The sequence below is a fragment of the Bradyrhizobium sp. Gha genome, assembly GCF_900113735.1.
GTDB lineage: Bacteria > Pseudomonadota > Alphaproteobacteria > Rhizobiales > Xanthobacteraceae > Bradyrhizobium.
The window spans coordinates 38937-60377 of the sequence record NZ_FOQM01000037.1 but is presented as its reverse complement, the minus strand read 5'-3'; the positions used below and the strand labels follow the sequence as shown (position 1 = coordinate 60377).

Annotated in this window: 15 protein-coding genes; 10 read left to right on the top strand and 5 right to left on the bottom strand. The window is 58.1% G+C overall.

Annotation, left to right across the window (positions count from 1 at the left end; all coding sequences use genetic code 11):
* Positions 1–88: 88 nt before the first annotated feature.
* From BM222_RS31980 to BM222_RS31965, 3 genes are all read right to left on the bottom strand, one after another.
* Positions 89–1285, bottom strand: coding sequence for a M24 family metallopeptidase (locus BM222_RS31980; RefSeq protein ID WP_092237393.1), 1197 nt, complete (start codon positions 1283–1285; stop codon positions 89–91).
* A 525-nt stretch (positions 1286–1810) separates the two neighbouring features.
* Positions 1811–2377 (bottom strand): flavin reductase family protein, encoded by a 567-nt coding sequence (locus BM222_RS31970; protein WP_210188529.1) that lies wholly within the window; start codon positions 2375–2377, stop codon positions 1811–1813.
* Positions 2378–2412: 35 nt separating this feature from the next.
* Positions 2413–3627, bottom strand: coding sequence for an acyl-CoA dehydrogenase family protein (locus tag BM222_RS31965; RefSeq protein WP_210188528.1), 1215 nt, complete (start codon positions 3625–3627; stop codon positions 2413–2415).
* A 216-nt stretch (positions 3628–3843) separates the two neighbouring features.
* Here BM222_RS31965 and BM222_RS31960 point away from each other — a divergent pair, with 216 nt between their 5' ends.
* The 7 genes from BM222_RS31960 to BM222_RS31930 all read left to right on the top strand — a co-directional run bounded on the left by BM222_RS31960 (position 3844) and on the right by BM222_RS31930 (position 12302).
* Positions 3844–4476, top strand: a complete 633-nt coding sequence (locus tag BM222_RS31960; protein WP_177243587.1) for a TetR/AcrR family transcriptional regulator — start codon at positions 3844–3846, stop codon at positions 4474–4476.
* A 66-nt stretch (positions 4477–4542) separates the two neighbouring features.
* Positions 4543–5745 carry an acyl-CoA dehydrogenase family protein gene (locus BM222_RS31955; RefSeq protein WP_092237385.1) on the top strand — a complete coding sequence of 401 codons (1203 nt, stop codon included), beginning with the start codon at positions 4543–4545 and terminating at the stop codon, positions 5743–5745.
* 129 nt (positions 5746–5874) lie between these two features.
* Positions 5875–6951 (top strand): sugar ABC transporter substrate-binding protein, encoded by a 1077-nt coding sequence (locus BM222_RS31950; protein WP_092237461.1) that lies wholly within the window; start codon positions 5875–5877, stop codon positions 6949–6951.
* Between the two features lie 18 nt (positions 6952–6969).
* Positions 6970–8529: a sugar ABC transporter ATP-binding protein gene (locus tag BM222_RS31945; protein ID WP_210188527.1), complete on the top strand. Its 1560-nt coding sequence runs from the start codon at positions 6970–6972 to the stop codon at positions 8527–8529.
* 142 nt (positions 8530–8671) lie between these two features.
* Complete coding sequence (locus tag BM222_RS31940) at positions 8672–9748, top strand: sugar ABC transporter permease (RefSeq protein ID WP_210188526.1); 1077 nt, start codon at positions 8672–8674, stop codon at positions 9746–9748.
* 685 nt (positions 9749–10433) lie between these two features.
* Positions 10434–11825 carry an amidase family protein gene (locus tag BM222_RS31935; RefSeq protein ID WP_092237458.1) on the top strand — a complete coding sequence of 464 codons (1392 nt, stop codon included), beginning with the start codon at positions 10434–10436 and terminating at the stop codon, positions 11823–11825.
* A 72-nt stretch (positions 11826–11897) separates the two neighbouring features.
* On the top strand, positions 11898–12302 hold the full coding sequence (locus tag BM222_RS31930) for a putative quinol monooxygenase (protein ID WP_210188525.1): 405 nt from the start codon (positions 11898–11900) through the stop codon (positions 12300–12302).
* 332 nt (positions 12303–12634) lie between these two features.
* Here the strand turns inward: BM222_RS31930 and BM222_RS31925 are convergent, their stop codons facing one another.
* On the bottom strand, positions 12635–13153 hold the full coding sequence (locus tag BM222_RS31925; protein ID WP_092237375.1) for an Lrp/AsnC family transcriptional regulator: 519 nt from the start codon (positions 13151–13153) through the stop codon (positions 12635–12637).
* 128 nt (positions 13154–13281) lie between these two features.
* Between BM222_RS31925 and mdeB the strand changes: the two genes are divergently transcribed.
* From mdeB to lpdA, 3 genes are read left to right on the top strand one after another with little or no spacing between them, the layout of a single operon-like run.
* Positions 13282–15975, top strand: a complete 2694-nt coding sequence (mdeB, locus tag BM222_RS31920; RefSeq protein WP_092237372.1) for an alpha-ketoglutarate dehydrogenase — start codon at positions 13282–13284, stop codon at positions 15973–15975.
* Positions 15976–15993: 18 nt separating this feature from the next.
* Positions 15994–17265: a 2-oxo acid dehydrogenase subunit E2 gene (locus BM222_RS31915; protein ID WP_092237369.1), complete on the top strand. Its 1272-nt coding sequence runs from the start codon at positions 15994–15996 to the stop codon at positions 17263–17265.
* A 9-nt stretch (positions 17266–17274) separates the two neighbouring features.
* Positions 17275–18990: a dihydrolipoyl dehydrogenase gene (lpdA, locus tag BM222_RS31910; RefSeq protein ID WP_092237366.1), complete on the top strand. Its 1716-nt coding sequence runs from the start codon at positions 17275–17277 to the stop codon at positions 18988–18990.
* 1656 nt (positions 18991–20646) lie between these two features.
* Here lpdA and BM222_RS31905 read toward each other — a convergent pair.
* Positions 20647–21408 carry an SDR family oxidoreductase gene (locus tag BM222_RS31905; protein WP_092237363.1) on the bottom strand — a complete coding sequence of 254 codons (762 nt, stop codon included), beginning with the start codon at positions 21406–21408 and terminating at the stop codon, positions 20647–20649.
* Positions 21409–21441: the final 33 nt, after the last annotated feature.

Here is a 21441-nt window from a genome sequence, read left to right as displayed (position 1 = left end):
ACTGTGATTCTCCCCTCGATTGATATCGCAACGTCACTCCTCCAGAGTCAGGCCGTAACACTCGGACCTGCTGCGCAGGATGCCTCCGTTACCTTCTCGCCTGTGTACCGGCGCGATTCCATCCGCGGAATTGATCTCCAAACCCCTCGCAGCCAGATGCCGTCACCGCAACAGTATCTTCGAGTTTGATGTATCCCCTGGTGGGATGCTTTAACGCTGTTTCGATCGAAATCACCATTCCAGACTCTAGGGGACGATCCTCATCGTATCCGTCATAGGGGACAGGGCCGATACTGGTCAGGCGTGGACCTTCATGGCTGACGAGTCCCATGCCGTGAGCCAGAAACTCGAGCTCAGGCTTGAGTGGTGACTTATAGATCATCTCATTTGCGACAGCGAATATGTCGCCGCCTCGCGCGCCCGGCCTGATCGGCTTGCGCGCCTCGGCCTGGATGTGATCGATCAAACCAAGTAGATCGACCAATTCGGCGTCAGGCTCGCCGAGAACTCCCATTCGACAGAGGTCGCCGATATAGCCGTGATAATTGCCGGCCGAATCCAGCGATATGATGTCACCAGCTTGCAGCTTTTGTTCAGACGGCGCTCGGTTGAGGTCTCGCCCCGCCGTGATGAGACAATATTCGAACTTCAGACCCCGCTTAACTTCCTCGCGCCGAAGCCTTTCGACCAAATCGTTCTTGGTCATTCCGGGAGCACTATGCGCAAACACGGCTGCCATCGACTGCACGACTCGCTCAGAGGCCTCTCGTAGAAGGTTGAGTTCTGCGGGACTCTTGATGAGACGTAGTCGATCAAGCATGAAGCTTGCCTCCGCGATCCTGCAACCCGAGAGGTTGTCGTGTAGCAGTTCTCCACCATCCAGGGGCAAAAAGGACTTTTCGACTCCGACGGTTAAAGACGACCCACCAATCTTCTTAATGTGCTCAACTGCCAGTCGGACCGCGTCCGTGCTGCTCCATGTTGTAGTTTGCACCGTCGGCGGCCAGAACTTTCCAAGCTCCTTCTCAAAAGTCTCAAGAGCTGCGCCGAAATACGCCGAGTTCTCTGGCCTACGCTTTTGATAGATGAGTACAGGCAAATAGCGGCTCTCCGCGACCGCATCCATGTAGTCAAAGAAAAAGAATCGATACCCACCAAGCAGGTATTGTACGTTGTGCTTGGATGTCACCATCAAGATATCGATTCCGGCCTCATCTAGAAGCCTGTCCAAGCGTGCCTCATCAAACGGCAAGATTTGGCGAGCGATGGTATGCGTAGCGCTCATTGAAAAAAGTCCCTTTAATGTTATGGCTCGGTTGAGCCACGTTGGCGAAGGATGCCGCGGCTGCTTTCGGCTACCGCAAATTCAAGTAAGCCGCGTCGCTTCGGTCCCCCGAAGCGTCGTTATTGTACCGTCACCACTAGGCTGAGAGCAGGCGATCGAGCGAACGCCTTGGCCGCGTGCAAAGCTTCTCAGCTCGCCGGCGCGGAGCTGAATGCCTTGCCTCGTTCTGAGATCTGGACGGTCATAAAGACCTCACGTGAGTCTCTGGCAACTCGTCGAAGGCGAACTGGAGCCAGCCCACCCAATTGCGGTCACTTTCCCTGCGAGCCCTGAAGCGATCGACGCACTTTTTGGAACAAAGCGGGGTTCGCCACGAGTAGTGCCGGACGAGACCAAACTTGCCATCACAAACTGCGCATCGTGCGGCTCTGCCAGATCTAAGAGTTTCGGAGTAGTTTGGCATCGTACTCCCCTCGTGGTTCTATCGAAGCTGTTAGTCGGGGCGAAGGTCTCGACCCAACGTTCTCACACGGCGCTGCCCAGCGGCGAGGGCATCCCGTAAGAGCGCGACCAATATACGAGGGGTCGCTCGGAGCCCGATACGATCTCATCCACGCGTCCGATTAACAGCACGTGCGAGGCAACGGGCCGTGCATCCACGAGCTCGCAGTCGAACGCTGCCACTACGCCTTCCAGATAACGTGGCGTTTCACCAGGTGCGTCCGTCCAGCGAGCTGCTGTAAGGTCGTAGGGGCGCCCTGTCCGCGGCCGCCCCGAAAAGCGCTCGGAATGTTCCACTTGCTCGGCCGAGAGCACATTGATCGTAAAGCGGCGATGCGTGTGCATCGCCTTGCAAAGGGGACTAGTCCCCTTAACAGAAACCAGCACCATCGGAGGATCCGCCGAGACCGATATGAAGGTACCGACCGTAAGCGCCAACCGGTCATCGGGCGCTCCCGCCACAACGACAGCCACGCTCAGCGGCACACGGCTCATCGCCGAGACAAATTGTTCGCGCAGGAGATCGGAGCGGCTGGTGGTGGGCGGTATTGCAGAAGTTGTCATGGCGGAAGCGACCTTCGGAAAGCTCATAACGGTACCGTCAACGCGGCACCTCTGGTGGGTCACTAAAGCGTCGGGTTGTCGATCGGCAGGCCGAGCACAACACGGCCGTGCGTCGTTGCGCTTACATCCCAATTTTGGGTGATATGCCGGTTCGCAGCGGCCATGTCGCAGTAATAACGGGAGAGTGGATTTCGGTCATAGATCGCTCCTCCGCCCGCAGCATCCCAAACGATGTTCACCGCGCGGGTCGCGAGCTGGCCGGCAAAGGTCGCTTCGGCCCGGCAACGCGCGCGCTCCTCGTCAGTGGGTAGACTTCCGGATTCGAGGATCTCCGTCATCTGGTCGCACGCGCCATAGATTAGGAGACGCGCCGCCCTTATGCAGGCTAACGCCTCCGCCACTTTCACGTGTTGCGTGCTAAAATCGGAGACCGGTCGCGACGAGGCGCGCGAGATCCGACCCCGCGCCTGCTCGAGATAGGTCTCCACTGCGCCCTCTGCGATGCCGAGAGAGGAGCTCCCGATGAAAACGCCAAACATACAATATAGAGGAGCGCGCAAATTTATTGGCTCACCTTCGTAACGCGCCTCGCGGGCTCGCATGGATTCGATAGTTGTCGTGCGGTGCTCCGGCACGAAAACCTCATTCAATTCCACGTCGTGGCTGGCGGACCCCTTTAGGCCCATGGCGTACCACGTATCGAGAATTTGATAGTCGCTCCGCGGCACGAGGAAGTGCCGGTCCTCCTCTTGGCCGTCCGGGCCGGGCGTGAACGCGGTGAACAGAGACCAGTCGGCAAGACTCACGCCGCTGACGAAGGGCCAGCGGCCTGACAGCACATAGCCACCGTTCACCCGGCGCGCCCGTCCGATGTTAGGAATGAGAATACCGGACAGCAACGCGGCCGGATTGTTTCGCCAGACGTCCTCCTGCGCTTCCAGTGACCACCGGCACATCATGGAATTGTGCGAAATGTTCTGCACCACCGCCCAGGCGGTGGATCCGCAGGCTTTCCCCAGAGCAATCATGACGTCAACTGCCGCGCGAAACGGCGCGTCGGCCCCGCCAAATCGGGACGGCTGGAAGAGCCGGTGGACTCCGGTTCGTTGGATGTCCTGCCGGGTCGCCTCTGGGGGCTGGCGCAGCGCCTCGGTTTCCGCGGCGCGCTGACGCAAGGCAGGCGCAAGCTCGCGAGCTCGCTTCACGAGTTCTTCTGGGGTTCCCACGGGTTCAATGGCGGGAAAAACTTCGTGGCTGAGGGCGGTTTGGGTTTTCACGGCGGTTCTCCGTTCGAGGTTTTTTTAGAACGTGCGTTTTATAAAACATACGTTACATAAAACCGACATGCAAGCCCTTTGTGCAAGCGTCGGTTCGCCGCGGCGCGCTCGGTTCCGCAACGATTCCGAGGCAGTTCTTTAGAATGGGCGTTTGAACTGAGGGAGATTTGATATAGAATAGACGTTCGATATGAGGATGAGATGCCAAAGCTTGGAATGGAAGCGATCCGCCGACGGCAGGTGATGGATGCGGTCATTCACATCTTGTCGACCCAGGACTGGCGCGACCTCACCATTAGAGAGGTGAGCGACGTTGCCGGCATTTCTTCGGGTGTCGTCACCCACTATTTTAGCAACAAGCGCGCCTTGACACTGGACGCGATCAACGACGCTATTCTCCAGTACGTCAAGGCGCTAGGGAAGATCGAGCACCGACGCGGCGCTATCGTGGACCGGCTGATAGCCCTCATCGACTTCGTCAGCCAGCCCTCGCCTCCCGGTATCCCGGATTGGCGGTTCTGGCTCGGCTTGCTGGGCCGCATGCCATTCGACCGTGTGTTGCAGGCCGAGGTGCAGAAGGTTCACCGGCTTTATGCGGAGATTGTCGCGCGGCTGATCGAAGCCGGCATCGAAGGGCGCGAGTTCCGTCCCGATCGCACGCCCCAGGACATCGCGCTAAAGTTCGTCAGCGCCGCTGTCGGGATGTACGCGCTCATGGTCGCCGATCCGCAAGATATGCCACCCGAGCGGTGTCGTCGGCTGCTGCTGGACCTGCTGGGTCAGGATCTCGGCCTGACCCTCGCAGAGATGCCAGCAGCACCGGCGCGGCTGATCTCGAAGCCAGCCTAATCCTGGCTTTGATATGTTCAATGGTGTGAAGGCAACGAACTCAGATATCAAAACGGAGCGCGACTCTTGACCGTTATCCGCCCCCACGACTTCAAGGGCAAGCGCGTGCTCAGCCAAGACCTGATCAGCAGCGCGCAGAGCCTCATCGAGGCGCTGAAGGAGCGGGCAGACGAGGCCGAGCGAAATCGCTGCCTGCCCGATGAGACTTGTCAGGACCTTCGCCGTTTGGGGTTGTCGCGGCTGCTTCAGCCGGAGCATTTCGGCGGTGCGGAGGGATCGGTTGAGCACTTCGTGGACGTAATGATCCCAGTCGCCAGCGGCTGCCCCTCGACAGCCTGGTGCCTAGCCCAGTACATCTTCCACAACTATATGATTGCCCGGTGGCCGGTACAGGCTCAGGAGGAGGTGTGGAGCGATCCGAACAACCTCGTGAGCGGCATTCTCGTCCCGCGCCTCGGCAAAGCCCGGAACGTCGTGGGCGGCTATGAACTGACCGGCGAATGGCCCTTCGTCAGCGGCGTACAGCCCTCCGACTGGTGCCTGCTCTCCGGAATGGTGGAGCAGGATGCGGCTCCAGACGAGGAGCGATATTTCCTCGTTCCAACTCGCTTGGTCACGATACTCGATACGTGGAATCCCATTGGCCTGCACGGCTCCGGAAGTCACGACGTGCGGGTCGACCAACTTTTCGTACCCGAACATCTCAGCTTGTCGATCAAGCATCTGAAAGGCGGCGACTTTCCCGGGAAGGCGCTCAATCGCAGCGCCGTCTTCCGTCCGCCTATCTACATGGTCAGCGGCATTTTGCTCGCAGCCGCGCTGATCGGTATGACACAAGCGATGTTCGAGAACTTCCTTTTGCAATCACGCCACCGCAGGTCCCTGATGAGCAGCGAGGAGACGGCGAGCTACGCCACCCATCAGGTGCGGGTGGCGGAGGTATCAGCTTCGCTGCAGGCCGCCGAGATGCTCATTCGGGCCGATTGCCGGGAAATCATGGAGTTGGCCTCTGCCGACTATTCGCCAACGCCAGTTGAGCGATCAAACTATCGCTGCAACTCGGCATATGCCGGGCAGCTCGCGCGGCGCGCGGCTGAAACGGTGTGGGATCTCACCGGAGCGCGGGGGGCCTACGCGACCAACCTGATTGCCCGACTTTACCGCGATATCGCCGTCGCGTCGCGGCACGCCGCGATGAATTGGGAGATCAATGCGACCGAACACGGTCGCGCCCGTCTGAGGCTGCCCCTCACAAACCCGTCGCTTTAAGCGCAAAAACTTTTTCCGTGGAAGCTTGACAACTTTTTTTAGATGGTATGTTCTATATAAATAAATGGTTGGTGTGCCCCGATGAGGCCGCCTTCGAATGTTCCGCAGCCAGAGCACATGGGAGGTTTTATGCGTGACTTGCTTGGTCTGACCAAACAGCTTGTTGAGGGCCGCGTTTCACGACGCGAACTCATGAAGTCAGCCGCGATGTATGGCGCTGCCACTGCAACCCTCGGCGCGGGCGGCTTTTCGGCGCGCGCCGCGACTGGTCCATTGGTTGGGTTCAGCTTTCCCAGCTTTGATGCCTTCCGCTGGCCTCATGACCGTCACTATTTCCAGACTCGCGCCGACGAACTGGGGCTTCGATACATAATTCAAGGCGCCAATGAAGACGTTGCGACCCAAGACACCCAGATTGACGCCATGCTCTCTCAAGGCATCAAAGTGCTCGTGATTATTCCGGTGAACGTCGAGGCGGCGAAGAAGATTGTCGAGCGCGTCAAGCGCGAGGCTAACATTCCGATCATTTCGTACAACTATGTCATTCCTTCTCCGGCGATCGACTATTGGGCGGCGCGCGACAATTATCTTGTTGGCGAACTTCAAGCCAAGCAGGCCCTAAAGGAGGCTAAAAAGGGCAATTGGGCGCTCGTCAGCGGACCTGAAGGAATAGACGTGGCGCGTCAAAAGACTGAGGGAGCGCTAAGAATTCTCAAGCCGTACATAGATTCCGGAGAGATCAAAATCGTGTCGCACCAATGGCACGATAATTGGCGCCAAGAGTCGGCTCTCAAGCAAATCGAGGATGCACTGACGAAAAACAACAACAATATCCAGGCCGTAGTCTCTAACGAGGAAGGTTTGGCGCTGGGCGCGCTCCAGGCGCTGACGGAGCAGAGATTGAACGGCAAAGTCTGGCTTTGCGGAGAGGATGTATGGCCCGAAGGCGCTCGTGCGATCGTCAGGGGTGACATGGCAATGAGCGCCTGGACTGACCTCATCCAAATGGGACGCGTCACCGCAGAGGCAGCGTTGGCCCTTACTCGGGGTGAGGTGCCGAAAACCAACGAGACCCTTGATGTGGGCAGCAAGAAAATTCCGGGAATGCGGATTCAGTCACGAGTTGTGAACAAAGAGACTTTGCCTGACTTTCTCAAACTGACCGATTGGTTGAAGCCGGAAGATATCGGCCTCAAGGCAGGGTAAACGCAAATGGACGCGTCCGTGGCATCAGCCACCTTAAGCGGGAACGATGCCGGCGAATTGCTGCAACTCGACGGAATTACCGTCGAGTTCGGCGCCAACCGCGCTCTTGACAACGTAAGCTTCGACGTCTCGGGCGGAGAGGTTGTCGGCTTGATGGGGGCAAATGGTGCCGGAAAGAGTACGCTTGCAAAGGTTATCGTCGGTGAGATCCCGTATGGATCTTACCGCGGGAGCGTGACCTGCAGCGGCAAATTGGCAGCGTTCACCGACTCAAGAGATGCCCATCGTGCCGGCGTTGCTCTCGTTCACCAGGAAGGTTCCGTTGTTTCCCAGCTGACTATCGGTGAGAACGTGATGCTCGCGATCGAGCCCTCTCGTTTCGGCATTATCGATTGGAAGGGGTTGCACGCTCGAGCGGACGCCGCATTGAGCAGGCTCGGGTTAGCAATTGATACGCGAGCGCAGCTCGCCGGGCAGGGCGGAGTCGCTATGATGGAACAGGTGGAGATCGCTCGCGCGATTGCGAGTGGTAGTCGAGTGTTCGTCTTCGATGAATCGACATCGGCGCTCGGTGCTGGTGAGATCACAGTGCTTCTCCAGCGTATGCGCGAGCTTGCCGCTCAGGGCGCGGGCATTATCTTCATCTCTCATCGCACCGATGAAATCTTGCGGGTCTGTGACCGTGTTGTTGTGCTTCGTGATGGCCGTGTCGCATTGGATGCGCCAAAGTCGGCTCTCGACCATGGAGCGATCGTGCGGGCTATGCTCGGCAGCGGCCGGGACAATGTCATTTCGGCCGGTCGAAGCGCGCCTTCAGGGCAGCGCAAAACGGCGGTAAGGCTCAACGGATGGAGCCTCTCGCGGTCCTTAGAATCTCCGCGCGACGTTGGCCCAATCGACCTAGAGGTCGCGGCGAACGAGATCGTTGCAGTCTACGGGCCCCTAGGGGCGGGAAAGTCTGAGCTCCTGCAGTCGCTGTACGGATTCATGCCGAAACTGACGAGCGGCGTGATCGAATTGGCCGGCGTCCGGTTCCGGCCGCGAAGTCCACGCGAATCGATCCTAGCCGGTGTTGCCTATGTCTCAGCCGAGCGCCAGCGCGATGGCGTCGTGCCACAACTTTCTGTGTTGGAAAACATGATGTTGGGCTGGCATCGCGGACCTCCACGTCGGAAGGGGCCTATTGTTGATCCTGCAAGATGCGCAGATCTCTGCAGATCGATGATCCGCGACTTAGCCATTCGCACGCAGGGACCGGATCAGCCGATAACGGCCCTCAGTGGTGGCAACCAGCAAAAGGTTCTGTTGGCGCGAGCTCTCATCAACGAACCGCGTCTGGTCTTGCTCGATGAGCCAACGCGCGGAATCGACTTGGGCGCAAAGCAAGACGTGTATCGGCTGGTGCGAAAGCTCGCATCCACCGGAACTGCCGTGCTGTACGCGACAATGGAAGAGTCTGAGGCGCTACAACTTTCCGACCGAGTCTTGGTGCTACGCGATGGAAGGCAAGTCGCGCTAATCAAATCGAAAGACACCAACTCTCACGAACTGCTCGCATTAGCGGGCGGGCTGCAATAAACTCAACGATGGGACTGCAATGACAACGATAGCTGAATCGAAGAGCGACGCGATTGCGGTTACTTCTTCAGAAGCGAGGCCCGCGCCGCCGCCCCGGGCAAACTCAATCATCTCCCTCTTGCGGTCGGCCGCAGGATTGCTCTTGGCGATCGCGATCGTTTGGATCGCCTTCTCCATTCTGACAGACGGCGTATTTGTCAGCGACCGAAATTTGACCAATCTCATGCGGCAGACCGCCATGACTGCCATGGTTGCCATCGGGATGCTCGTGGTCGTCGTCCAGGGCGAAATCGACCTCTCCGTAGGATCGTTCCTGAGCCTTTGCGTTACGGTGATCGCTATGATCGAGGTGAGCGGCGTTGTGGGCGTCTGGGGATCCATCGCGGTAGCTCTCTGTATGGGGATCCTCGTTGGCTTGTGGAACGGCATCTGGGTTGCTCGCTTCGGTCTTCCGTCGTTCGTGGCAACCCTCGGTGGCTTGATGCTATTTCGAGGATTGGCGCTTGCGCTCTCGGGCGGGCGTACTATCACTGGCGTTTCCGACCAAATCCGCTTCTTCGGCGAAGCCTTTGTTACCGGGCCTGCGCTCTGGGTTTTTATCGCAGTGGCTGCCATCATATCACTCTGGCCGCTGCGTAACCTCGGAGAGGACAGCCAACGTCGGCGTGCATTCGTTCGAGCTGGCTTGGGATTCGCCAGTGTGATCTTGCTTGGCTGGGCGACGCTCTCTTATCGCGGGTTACCCGTGCCGGTGGCCATCACATTGGCTACGGCGGCGCTAGTCTCGTGGATGCTGACCAACACCGTGTGGGGGCGTCATGTATATGCGGTTGGCGGCAATCGCGACGCCGCTAGGTCAGCGGGCATACCCATCACCATGCACCTGATGATTTCATTCGTCCTCATCGGAGTGTTGACCGCCGTCGCGGCACTGATCCTGGTTGGACGGCTCGGCTCCGCGCCGCCAGAATCCGGTCTGTTCCTCGAACTGAACGCGATCGCGGCTGTTGTCATTGGCGGAGCAAGTCTCTATGGCGGCACCGGCACCGTTTCCGGCGTCTTACTGGGCGCGCTACTAATGCAAAGCCTCGCAAATGGTCTTTCGTTGCTGAATGTGCCGACGGCCTACCAAAACATCACAAGCGGGATTGTTCTAATGCTCGCCGTCTACATCGATGTGCTGTCCAAGCGTGGGGGGAAGCTATTCTCGCGCCCTTGAAAAAAGTCCCAGCAATCCTGCTGCTGCTTCCTGCGGCCGCAGGAGCCTTTGCTTTCGGATATGCGGCGAGCAGCCTCGGCAACCACTCGCGTGCAATGCGCCGCGCGCTCCGATGGGACTGGCGAACCGTCTGCTACGGGCCGATCGAGATTCGTACGCCTCCCACATGGGGGGAAATCGAACAAGGGCCTGACGGCATGCTTGTCCTCCACAACCGGCCACCAAGGCAGCGAGTCGATGGTGATGCTGTTTGGTATGCATCAGCTATCGAGCTCAGGATATATCAAGGCAGCCAGGCTTGCCCAATCGTGGACGGCGCGACGAGCTCGTGGAGCCGCCGGTTGGGGTCTCCGGAAGCGTCATTGATCGCGGACTTACATGTCGCCAGGGGCGTGACGTCAGCTAGGACGAAAGAGGCTCAACGCGTACTTCATTCGCTGCGTCTCACGGGAGACCCTGGTTCGATCGTTTGGCCTGCGCAAAATCCAGCTATGGCAAGTGTCGCACTGCGTTCAGTTCTTCCACCACACAATTCGAACGTTGCCCGCGACTTCGAGAGCTTTTAGGTCTCGCACAGAGATCACAGCCGACGGTAAGCGGTGATCGATTCATCGTCGAACGGTGATCGCGAGTTTTCTTTGGCGATGATCGACTCGCCCGATGAATGAGAGCAGTGGAGTATCTCTTGCAAGATCTTTGGCGTCTGTCGGCCACCGAACTCGCCGGCCTCATCAAATCGAAAAAGGTTTCGGCGAAAGAAGCTGCGGAGGCGGGGCTTGCCCGGCTTGACGCGGTCAATCCAAAGATCAACGCGGTCGTCGATCACCGGCGCGACGACGTGGTGGCGCAGGCAGCATCTATCGATGTGGCAATTGCGCGTGGCGATGATTTGGGGCCGCTGGTCGGAGTACCCGTTACGATCAAGATCGGTGCCGACCAGCAAGGCTTTGCCACCACGGACGGCATGAAGCTGCAGCGCGGCAACATCGCTAGGGTCGACAATCCGGCGGTCGCTAATCTGCGCAGGGCCGGCGCCATCTTGCTCGGCCGCACCAACTGCCCAACCGCATCCTACCGCTGGTTCACCACCAACCTCATCCATGGCGATACCAAGAACCCGCGCGATCCGGGTATCACACCAGGCGGTTCGTCCGGCGGCGCGGGTGCGGCAGTCGCAACGGGCATTGGGCACATTGCCCACGGCAGCGATATAGCGGGCTCGATCCGCTATCCCGCCTATGCCTGTGGCGTGCATGGTTTGCGGCCCAGCCTGGGCCGCATCCCGGCCTTCAATCCTTGCTCAGAAGGGCGTCCGATAGGTCCGCAGATCGGGGCGGTCTCCGGTCCCCTGGCGCGCACCATCAACGATCTGCGCATTTCACTGGCGGCGATGTCGGCGCCCGATGCTCGCGACCCCTGGTACGCGCCAGTGGCGCTCGAAGGACCGCCAAGGCCGAAACGAGTAGCGATGTGCCTAAACCCCGATGGCCTCAACCCCGTGCCCGAGGTGGTTGCCGCTGTGGAGGACGCCGGCAAGCGGCTGCAACGCGCAGGCTGGCTCGTCGAGAAGATTGAAGATACCCCATCCATGCACGAGCCAGCCGATATCCTGACTAAGCTCTGGCTCGGCGATGGCTACGAGGCCCAGCTCGAAATGGCCGAGCGCGAGGGCGATCCAGGCGCGCTGGCCTGCTTGCGCGGTATCCGCGACAAGGTACATCCGTTCGATCTTTCGAAGGCGTTGACGCGGCGCGATACGCTGACGCGTGCGTGGTTTGCCTTCCTTGACAAATATCCGGTGCTGCTGATGCCGGTATCAGGCGAACTGCCGTTTCCCGATCATCTCGACCTAAAGGATGCTGCGTCATTCGCGCGGGTGTGGCATGCCCAGCTGCCACAGATTGCCATTCCCTTTATGGGCCTTCCAGCGCTAACGGTTTCAACCGGACTGGTCGGACGGGTCCCGGTAGGTGTGCAACTGGTGGCGGGCCGCTACCGAGAAGATTTGTGCCTCGCTGCGGGCGAAGCGATCGAGGCGGGCGGCACGCCGTCTGCCGCGATTGACCCGGAAAACTAGGAGCAGGACGATACCGACCGCTGCGCCCTCGATCGTGTGCCGCTGCAGTGGTTTGCCAGACAGGTACTCGTGATGGCCGTGATTGCGGGTCGTGTTGCAAAAAGCGCAGGCCATTCTCGCACGGATTCGCTGTTATCGGCTTTCCGCAACCAATCAGCAGTATCTATGGAGCTGCCTATGACGATTCCCCTGGTCGCCATCTTCGTCGCTAAGCCCGGCGCGGAGGAAAAGCTCGAAACCCTATTCCGCGGCGCAATCGCGACTACTCTCAAGGAAGAGGGCTGCATCAGCTATCAGCTCAACCGCGACCTTGACCAGCCACGCCGCTTCGTCTGGACCGAAGAGTGGGAAAGCCGCGAACTTTTAGATAAGCACATTGCCGCTCCTCATATCACGGCGCTATTGACCGAGATACCTGACCTCGTCGAAAGCGCCGAGGTGATCCCGCTTGGCAAAATCGACGGCGGTGCGGCATGAAGAAGATCAGTGCTTGTCGCCTACACCGCGACGAGTGGGATCCACAATGAGCAATTGCATGCTGTTCGGGAGTAGTCTTGCTCGTATTAGATCAACCTCTCATTCGCACCGTCGGATCCAGGATTGCAGCGCGTCCTGTAAACAGCTGGCGCGTTCCCACGCGCGATATGCTCGCTGCGGAGCGACGTGTGATCGAAATGCGTGAGATATGGCGCTCGGTCGGAGACGCGAGCCCGTGCGAAGAGTTTTTCCGCGGCAACCGCCGGAAGCGTGAAGCAACGAGGGGGCTCGACACTCTCGTTTGGGCTTCGAAGCGGCCCTTGGATCTTAGGCTAAGGTGAACTCGAGCTACTGGACTTGGTCCTCTTGAAGTCAACCAGCGTCTCGATCGGAAGCGCTGTATTGTACTTGACTTGCTTGAGCGCGAAGCTGGAGCGGATGTTCGCGACCCCCGCCGTTTTGGCGAGCTTTTCGACTATGAGCTGCTGCAACGAGACAACGTCTCGCACTACAACTCGTAGCAAATAGTCAGAATCTCCCGACATCAGGTAGCACTCCATCACTTCAGGCAGAGTCGCCATTGCCTGCTCGAACACGTTAAGTCGCCCCTCCGTCTGCTTCTCCAAGGTGACATGAACGAACACGCTGATAGCAGATCCGAGGCGAACTGGATCGAGGAGAGTCACACGACGTGAAATTACGCCGCCTGCCTCTAACTGTTTGACGCGCGCCAGGCAGGGCGACGGGGAGAGGCCAACTCGCGCAGCCAAGTCTACGTTCGATAGGCTGGCGTCCTGCTGGAGCTGCGTCAGAATCTTTAGGTCGATCGCATCAAATTTCGGAAGCGGCATAATGTGCTTAAACGCCTCTGCTCTGCAGTAGGAGTAGCGGTTCTGGGTGGTTCACGCAACGTCTTCAGTATGACGTGCTTTCGCATGTGGTGCTAGTAGATCTCAAAGCAATGCATGACGAGTGCTCAATGATCCACGATGTCGAGACCGCCCGCAAGAACGCGACGTCCGCAATTGAAGATGTCGATCCGATGGAAACCGCAGATTGGCTTGCTTCACTCGCAACCCTTTACCGCAATGGGGGAGTCGGAAGGGCTCGATTCGTCCTGTCCGCTCTCGACGCACGCGCGAAGGAGCTCGGTGTAATTTCGGAAGCGCTGCCGTTTTCACCATATCGCAACTCGATTCCGTTGCAGTCGCAACCTCCATTCCCTGGCGATATCGACATCGAAACGCGTATCACCGCGATAATTCGCTGGAACGCACTGGCGATGGTCGTGCGCGCCAACAAGGCCTACGGAGAACTCGGGGGGCACATCGCGAGCTATGCGTCCGCCGCGGAGATATTCGAGATCGGTTTCAACCACTTCTTCCGCGCGTCAACGAAGTGCTCAGAGGGTGATGTCATCTATTTCCAGCCGCATTCGTCGCCAGGGGTCTATGCGCGGGCTTACCTCGAAGGTCGCCTGACTGAAGACCAACTCAAGCGGTATCGCCAAGAATTGAGCGGCGACGGATTATGTTCGTACCCTCATCCCTGGCTGATGCCGGATTTTTGGCAGGTGCCGACGGGGTCAATGGGCATTGGTCCTATCAGCGCAGTCTATCAAGCGCGTTTCATGAGGTATTTGCAGCACCGCGGTTTGGCGGTTACCGAGGGCCGACATGTATGGGGCGTTTTTGGCGATGGTGAGATGGATGAGCCCGAGTCGATCGCGGGCTTGTCGATCGCTGCGCGCGAGCGCTTGGATAACCTGACTTTCGTCATTAATTGCAACTTGCAGCGTCTGGACGGCCCGGTTCGCGGAAACGGCCAGGTGATCCAAGAACTTGAAATGCTCTTCCGAGGTGCCGGCTGGAATGTGATAAAGGTGCTGTGGGGATCGGAGTGGGATCAGATCTTTGCCCGTGATACCGAGCACGCGCTGCTTCGCCGCTTCGCGGCTACGGTCGACGGCAAATATCAGACCCTCGGCGCAAAGGATGGCGCGTACAATCTTGCTCACTTCTTCAATGAAGATCCGGAGGTGCGAGCGCTAGTTTCTCACATGTCTGACCGAGAAATCGACGCCTTACGACGCGGCGGACATGATTTTCGCAAACTCTTCGCGGCTTTCGCTGCTGCCAAGGCAACTAAGGGCAGGCCAACGGTCATTTTGGCGAAGACCAAAAAAGGGTTCGGTATGGGCGGCGCCGGCGAGTCCCGCATGACATCGCACCAAGCCAAAAAACTGGACGTTGAGGCGCTCTACGCTTTTCGCGACCGGTTTTCGATTCCGCTCAGCAACGAACAGGTCGAGCGTCTGGAATTCTATCGGCCGGACGATAATAGCGCAGAGCTGAGGTACTTGCGTGCAAGACGTGAGGCGCTCGGAGGATACCTTCCGTCGAGAAGGCGGTCTGCACCACCGGTTCGTGTACCGGACCTTCAAGCCTATGCAGAATTCGCTTTGAAGAGCGATGGAAAGGAGATGTCGACCACGATGGCTATCGTGAGGCTCTTCTCCAACCTTCTCAAGGAAAAAGAGATCGGCCCGCGCGTGGTTCCTATTGTCGCAGACGAGGCGCGAACGTTCGGAATGGCGAATCTTTTCAGGCAAGTAGGTATCTACTCGCCTGTCGGGCAGTTGTACGAACCAGAAGACGCTGGCTCGATGCTTTACTACAAAGAGGCGCTTGACGGCCAGCTCCTTGAGGAAGGAATCACGGAGGCGGGCGCAATTTCATCCTGGACCGCTGCCGCAACCTCGTACAGCGTCCATGGTCTCGCGCTGTTGCCGTTCTATATCTACTATTCGATGTTCGGATTTCAGCGCATCGGTGACCTTATATGGGCCGCTGCGGATCAACGAGCCCGAGGATTTCTAATCGGTGCAACTTCAGGGCGTACCACACTTGGCGGCGAAGGCCTTCAGCATCAAGACGGATCCAGCCACATTATGGCTGCCTCCATTCCAAATTGCAGGGCGTACGATCCAGCTTTTGCGTACGAGGTCGCCGTTATTCTCGACTACGGTATGCGGGCAATGCTCGAAGAGGGGCGGGATGAATTTTATTACCTGACGGTAATGAACGAGAATTACCCGCAGCCCTCTCTGCCAAAGGATATCCAGTCGGACATTATCAAGGGCCTTTACTGCGTTAGCCGTAGCTCGGCGGCGGATGGAGTGCCGCATGTGCGACTGGTGGGCTCCGGAGCTATTCTCCCCGAGGTGATCGAGGCGGGAAAGGCGTTGGAGCGCGATTGGGGGATTTCACACGAGATTTGGTCGGCGACCAGCTATTCCGAGTTGGCTCGCGACGCGCGCGAGGTCGAAAGGCGTAACCGCCTGAATCCCCTGGCCGAGCAGGCGAAGAGTCATTTGAGCATATGTCTTTCCGGGGATGCGCCGGTCGTGGCTGCTTCTGACTATGTTCGGGCGTATCCCCAACTCGTGGCCTCGTACATCGAGGCGCCTTGTACAGTACTCGGCACCGATGGATTCGGCCGGAGCGACACGCGATCGGCTCTTAGATCCTTCTTCGAGGTAGATCGACATCAAGTCATCGTCGCGGCCTTGTCAGCCTTGGTGCGCTCGGGCGCTGTCGATAAGCAGCGGGTCGCTGAAGCGATCTCGCGATACGGCGTAGCCGTCGACACTCCGTCGCCATGGTCGGTTTGAGGCGAAGGGAAACTTGCTATGGGTAAGTTAGTCAACGTGTTTCTGCCAGATATCGGCGATTACAAGGATGTTCCTGTCGTCGAGATCAACGTCAAGGTTGGCGACGTGGTCTCGATCGATGAGCCATTGCTGACGATCGAGTCGGATAAGGCGACAATGGAGGTACCATCGCCGTCCGCTGGTATTGTAAAGGAACTGAAAGTCGAGGTCGGAAGCCGCGTTTCGCGCGGTACTGCACTAGCAATCATCTACGAAACCACCGCCGGCAATGGTCGTTTAGTCGAAGCGTCGGAAAAACTTCCGTCGACTTCCCCTCCGGAGGGGCCGGTCGCGGAATTGGCGGAGGCTATAAAGCCTACGGCGGAAGCTTCTGCCAGAGTCTCGAATGTCGACGCGCACGCAACTCCTTCGGTGAGAGCGCTTGCGCGGGAATTCGGGGTGGATCTAGAAAACATCGAGCCCACCGGGTCGAAGGGGCGTATCTTGCGCGAAGATGTTGCCGCTTACGTTAAGCGGGGCCTCAGTTCGGACGCAGGACCGAGTCGGGCCGTGGCAAGGTCAGGTGCCGCCCTAGAGTGGCCTCGCGCAGACTTCGAAAAGTACGGCTCGGTTGAGCGGGTCGCCCTCACGCGAATTCAGAGGTTGGCCGGGGCAAACCTGTCTCGCAACTGGCAGATAATTCCTCACGTCACCAATTTCGACAAAGCCGATGTAACTGATGCTGAACAGTTCAGGCAAGCAGTAAATGGCGGAGAAAACCAAGGCGCGAAGCTTACTATAGTTTCGCTTCTTATCAAGGCGTCCGCCCTCGCTCTCAAAGCGTATCCGCGCTTCAATTCGTCGTTGGACGGTGAAGATCTGGTCCTGAAGAAGTACGTCCACGTTGGTTTTGCGGTTGATACGCCTAAAGGATTGTTGGTCCCGGTCATTAGGGATTGCGACCAGAAGGGACTCTCGGAGATCGCATTGGAAATGCGCTCCCTCGCCGACAAAGCGGTTGCTGGCACGTTGCCGGCGACCGACATGCAGGGTGGATGCTTTTCGGTCTCATCATCGGGCGGCGTCGGCGGCACGGGATTTACGCCAATCATCAATGCGCCAGAGGTAGCCATCTTAGGTGCTGGCCGATCGAGTCCGGAGGCGGTCTGGGACGGAGCTTCCTTCAAGCCGAGGCTCATGTTGCCAATCAGTCTTTCTTGGGACCATCGAGTCGTCGACGGTGTCGCGGCAGCTAGGTTTTTGGGGCATGTGGCAGGGACGCTAAGCGATCTGCGTCGTCTCTCACTTTGAGGTTCGCGTATGGATGAAATAATTGAAATCCGCGTCCCGGATATCGGCGATTTTGCGGACGTTCTGGTTATCGAGGTCCTGATAAAAGAGGGTGATCATATTGTTGAGGAGCAAGCGCTCCTATCGCTGGAATCGGACAAAGCAACAATGGAAGTCCCGTCACCTTGGGCAGGGCGGATTGAAAGCGTTGCATTGGCGGTCGGCGATAAGGTTTCGAAAGGAACGGTTATCGCTAAGATATCGCGATCGTCGACTCCGCGATCGCTTGGAACGTCGCCAATTGAGCGGCAAAGCGAAATCGTCCCTGGCGTCGAGTTCGATTTAGTGGTGATCGGAGCAGGTCCGGGTGGATACTCGGCGGCTTTTCGCGCCGCTGATCTGGGACTGAAAGTGGCGCTCGTGGAGCGCCATAGCGTGCTCGGTGGGGTATGTCTCAACGTTGGTTGTATCCCATCGAAGGCGCTTCTCCATATTGCTGCAGTCAAGGAAGAGGCCCAACGCATAGCCGCGCACGGCGTCCGCTTCGAAGAAGCTATAATAGATCTTGGCGCCCTGCGGTCTTTCAAGGACGGTACCGTCAAACGTCTTACGGACGGTCTGGGCCAAATGGCGAAGGCACGCAAAGTCGAAATCATCGAAGGATCTGCCAAGTTTGCGTCTGCGCATCATCTAATCGCGAGCACGGACGAAGGCAAGATGCGGTCGGTCCGCTTCAAAATGTGCGTAATTGCCACAGGATCATCGGCCGTTCGCCTACCGATGTTGCCACTAGATGCACGCGTTGTCAGTTCTACGGGTGCTCTCGGATTGCGATCTGTTCCAAAGAGAATGCTTGTTGTCGGCGGTGGCATCATCGGACTCGAAATGGCTACCGTTTACAGTGCCCTTGGAGCTCGCGTCGACGTCGTGGAGCGATTGCCCGAACTATTGACCGGTGTCGATCCCGAAGCAGTCTCGATTTGGCGAAAGCGGAATGCGCATCGATTTGGCCACGTTTGGCTTGGAGCGTCGGTGGAGAAGGCTACAATCGAAACCGACCACATTCTTGTAAACATCAGAGGTGAGTCAGTCGAGCAATATTCCTACGATCTCGTCCTTCAATCCGCCGGCCGAACGCCCAACACCGACTCACTCCAATTGGAATCGATAGGGCTTCGATGCGACGCGCGCGGCTTTATTCCGGTCGACAAACAGATGCGGACTCAAATCCCGAACATATTTGCCATCGGCGATATTGTCGGAGATCCGATGTTAGCGCACAAAGCCGTGCATCAAGGACATGTCGCGGCCGAGGCTGCAGCCGGAATGAAGACCAATTTTGATGCGAAGATCATACCTAGCGTTGCTTATACCGATCCGGAAATCGCGTGGGTTGGTCTCTCTGAGCGCGACGCCTTGGCGGCAGACCAGACTGTCCGATCGGTAAAATTTCCGTGGGCCGCATCGGGACGGGCAATCGCATCTGATGCAGCGTATGGAATGACGAAGCTTATCTTCGACGCAGAGCGCGATCGTGTGGTGGGCGGGGTGATCGTAGGGCCTCATGCCGGGGATATGATCGGCGAAATCTGTCTAGCTATCGAGATGGGGGCCGATGCTGTTGACATCGGAAGGACGATTCATCCTCATCCGACGCTAGGGGAGACCATAGGAATGGCGGCGGAAGTGTTCGAAGGCGTCTGCACCGACTTGTTGCCTGCCTCAAAGCCTCGCTCGAGGAAGTGATCTACGCAGTCGACATAGGGCGCAACAATCGAGATTCGGCCGCCTCCCTGGCCGGTCCATGGGGCAAGTCGTTGTGAGCCCCAGCACTTGGGTCTGGCATGAGCATCATGCCGGTGAGATCAAGTCCTTGCTTATCTGCGGCCGCTCGTCAATGTAGGGCATGTCGGCGGGAGAGTAGCAGGCATTTTCCTCGTCTAAATAAACGGAAAATGGAACGTGCTTCGCTTAGCAGTGAGTATAGCCGAGGTGCGCTGCGACTCGAATGCACGTTGATGCCCAGGTGAGAACGGCTATGCTTCAGCAGATGGTTCGAACATTCGTTGGATTCAAAGCTGCTCTTGTCGCCATGCATGTGAAGAATAGCACGATCGAGGCTGGTTCAGGCTGGTGCACTATGAGCTACGTATCAACTTATGAAAGAGCGGTTGGATGTACATTAGTAGGCACCGTGGTTCGAGGGCAGGCTGAGCGAAAAAGGTGAACGGTTGACTGACATCCCTTCCGCCAAAAATGGGCGCTCCTATCGAGAGCCAAGATCTTATTTCGTCGAGAATTCTGGCACTCAGTGAATATTCATGGCTACGTTGCAATTCAGGGCACGCGGTCCTCAGCCGAAAACTTGAAGGTACCCCACATCAACGGGCCGCATGTCAGTCACGCTATGGCAGCGACGGCAGGTACGAACCATCGAACGACGGACCGGCGCACTCCTGATCTTTGACGGTATTTGAACACACGCCCACCTCCAACGTCGTAGCGGCAGTCTTGACCACGCTGGCAGCGCTGATCAGTCGATTGACTCCGACAGGTGTCGCAATCGCCGAAGCGCGACGGCGCAAATGTTTCTGTGAATTCAAGACCACGAAATTGCGGTGGGTATACGGTCGGCATTTGTCCGTCAGACTTGAAGAAATATGCTTGCAAATCAACTACGACACGGTGTCCGAAATGATAGAGTGGGAGTAGGGCAATCGGCTGGTAATGCGCGCTTTAGCGTAGCTTCGGTGAGGTGGGTCTCACTCGCATGAGAGCTGTTCGTCCCGACTTAACTCGAACGAGCTCAGCGCTCCAGCTCATTTTTTGCTGGCGGAGTACCGCGTCGAACCACAGCGTGCAGAAGAGCTGGAGTTGCTAAAGAGGCCGCCCGCGATTAGCGTTGTGCCCACGAACTTATGTTTCTGCACAGCGCTGGCTGAGAAATGATGTAGTCCGCCTCATCAATTGACATCTATGAGTTTGGGGGCGCGCTGCTCGACTGCCGCCGATCATTGTCTTGGATCCGGTTACCTGTACTTCGCCGAGAGCGGCGTTGACGCCGATTGATCCGGATTTGTATTGTGGATTTCATAGGCTGCATCATTCGTGATATCGATGACGGTATGTCATGAACCTCAGATCTGTTGCTTAACCTTTGGTCGCTCTGATCACAGACCTTCACCTAACCCGTCTGCCGACAGGATTGGCCTTAGTCAACCCGCAATGAGCAATGCGCTCTTCAGGCTGCGCCACATCTTCAAGGACGAGATTCTGTCCGGACGGCCAACGGCATGCAGGCCACCCCGCGTGCGATCGAACGGGAGAGCCGGTGAAGCGGCTTCTGCGGCAGTTGGAGCGCCTTCTGGACAGAAGCGACAAGCCGCGAGCAGGTGTTGTTGCTCACTTGCCGCCAGTGACATCCAGGAATGTGCCAGTAACGAACGAGGCCTCGGCGCCAGCCAGCCACAGGATTGCGCGTGCCACCTCTTCAGGCTGGCCGCCCCGTCCCATCGGAATCGTGTCCTTGACGCGATCCACGCGACCCGGCTCTCCGCCGCTCGCGTGCATCTCGGTATAGATGTGTCCGGGGCGAATGCAATTGACGCGGATTCCGTCTCGCGCGACCTCCTTGGCAAAGCCAATCGTGAATGTCTCAAGAGCGCCCTTTGATGCCGCGTAGTCGACATATTCGCCCGGACTGCCTAGACGAGCTGAAGCCGACGAGACGTTGACCACGGCGCCGCCCCGCCCGTTGTGACGGTAGGACATCCTCTTGGCGGCCTGCTGTGCGCAGAGAATGGGACCGATTGCATTGACGGCGAAGATCCGCTGCATGCGCTCGAACCCGAGCTCCTCCAGACGGGACTGCTGCGCGAGGACGGCTGCGTTGTTCACAAGCACATCGAGGCGGCGGAACTCCCGGTCAATTGCCGCGAAGAGCTGTCCCACCTGTTCCGGATCCGCGCTATCCGCGCGCACAGCCAGCGCCCGGCGTCCCGCAGCTCGCACATCAGCGGCTACTGCCTGAGCAGCAGCTTCGTTGGAAACAAAGGTGATCGCGACATCGTAGCCTTGTGCGGCAGCAAGCCGCGCAGTCGCCGCGCCGACCCCACGGCTTCCACCGGTTATAAGAATGAGCGGCACCTCCGAGATGATATCCATTTAACGTGCTTTCTTTTGGTGACAGATGAACCA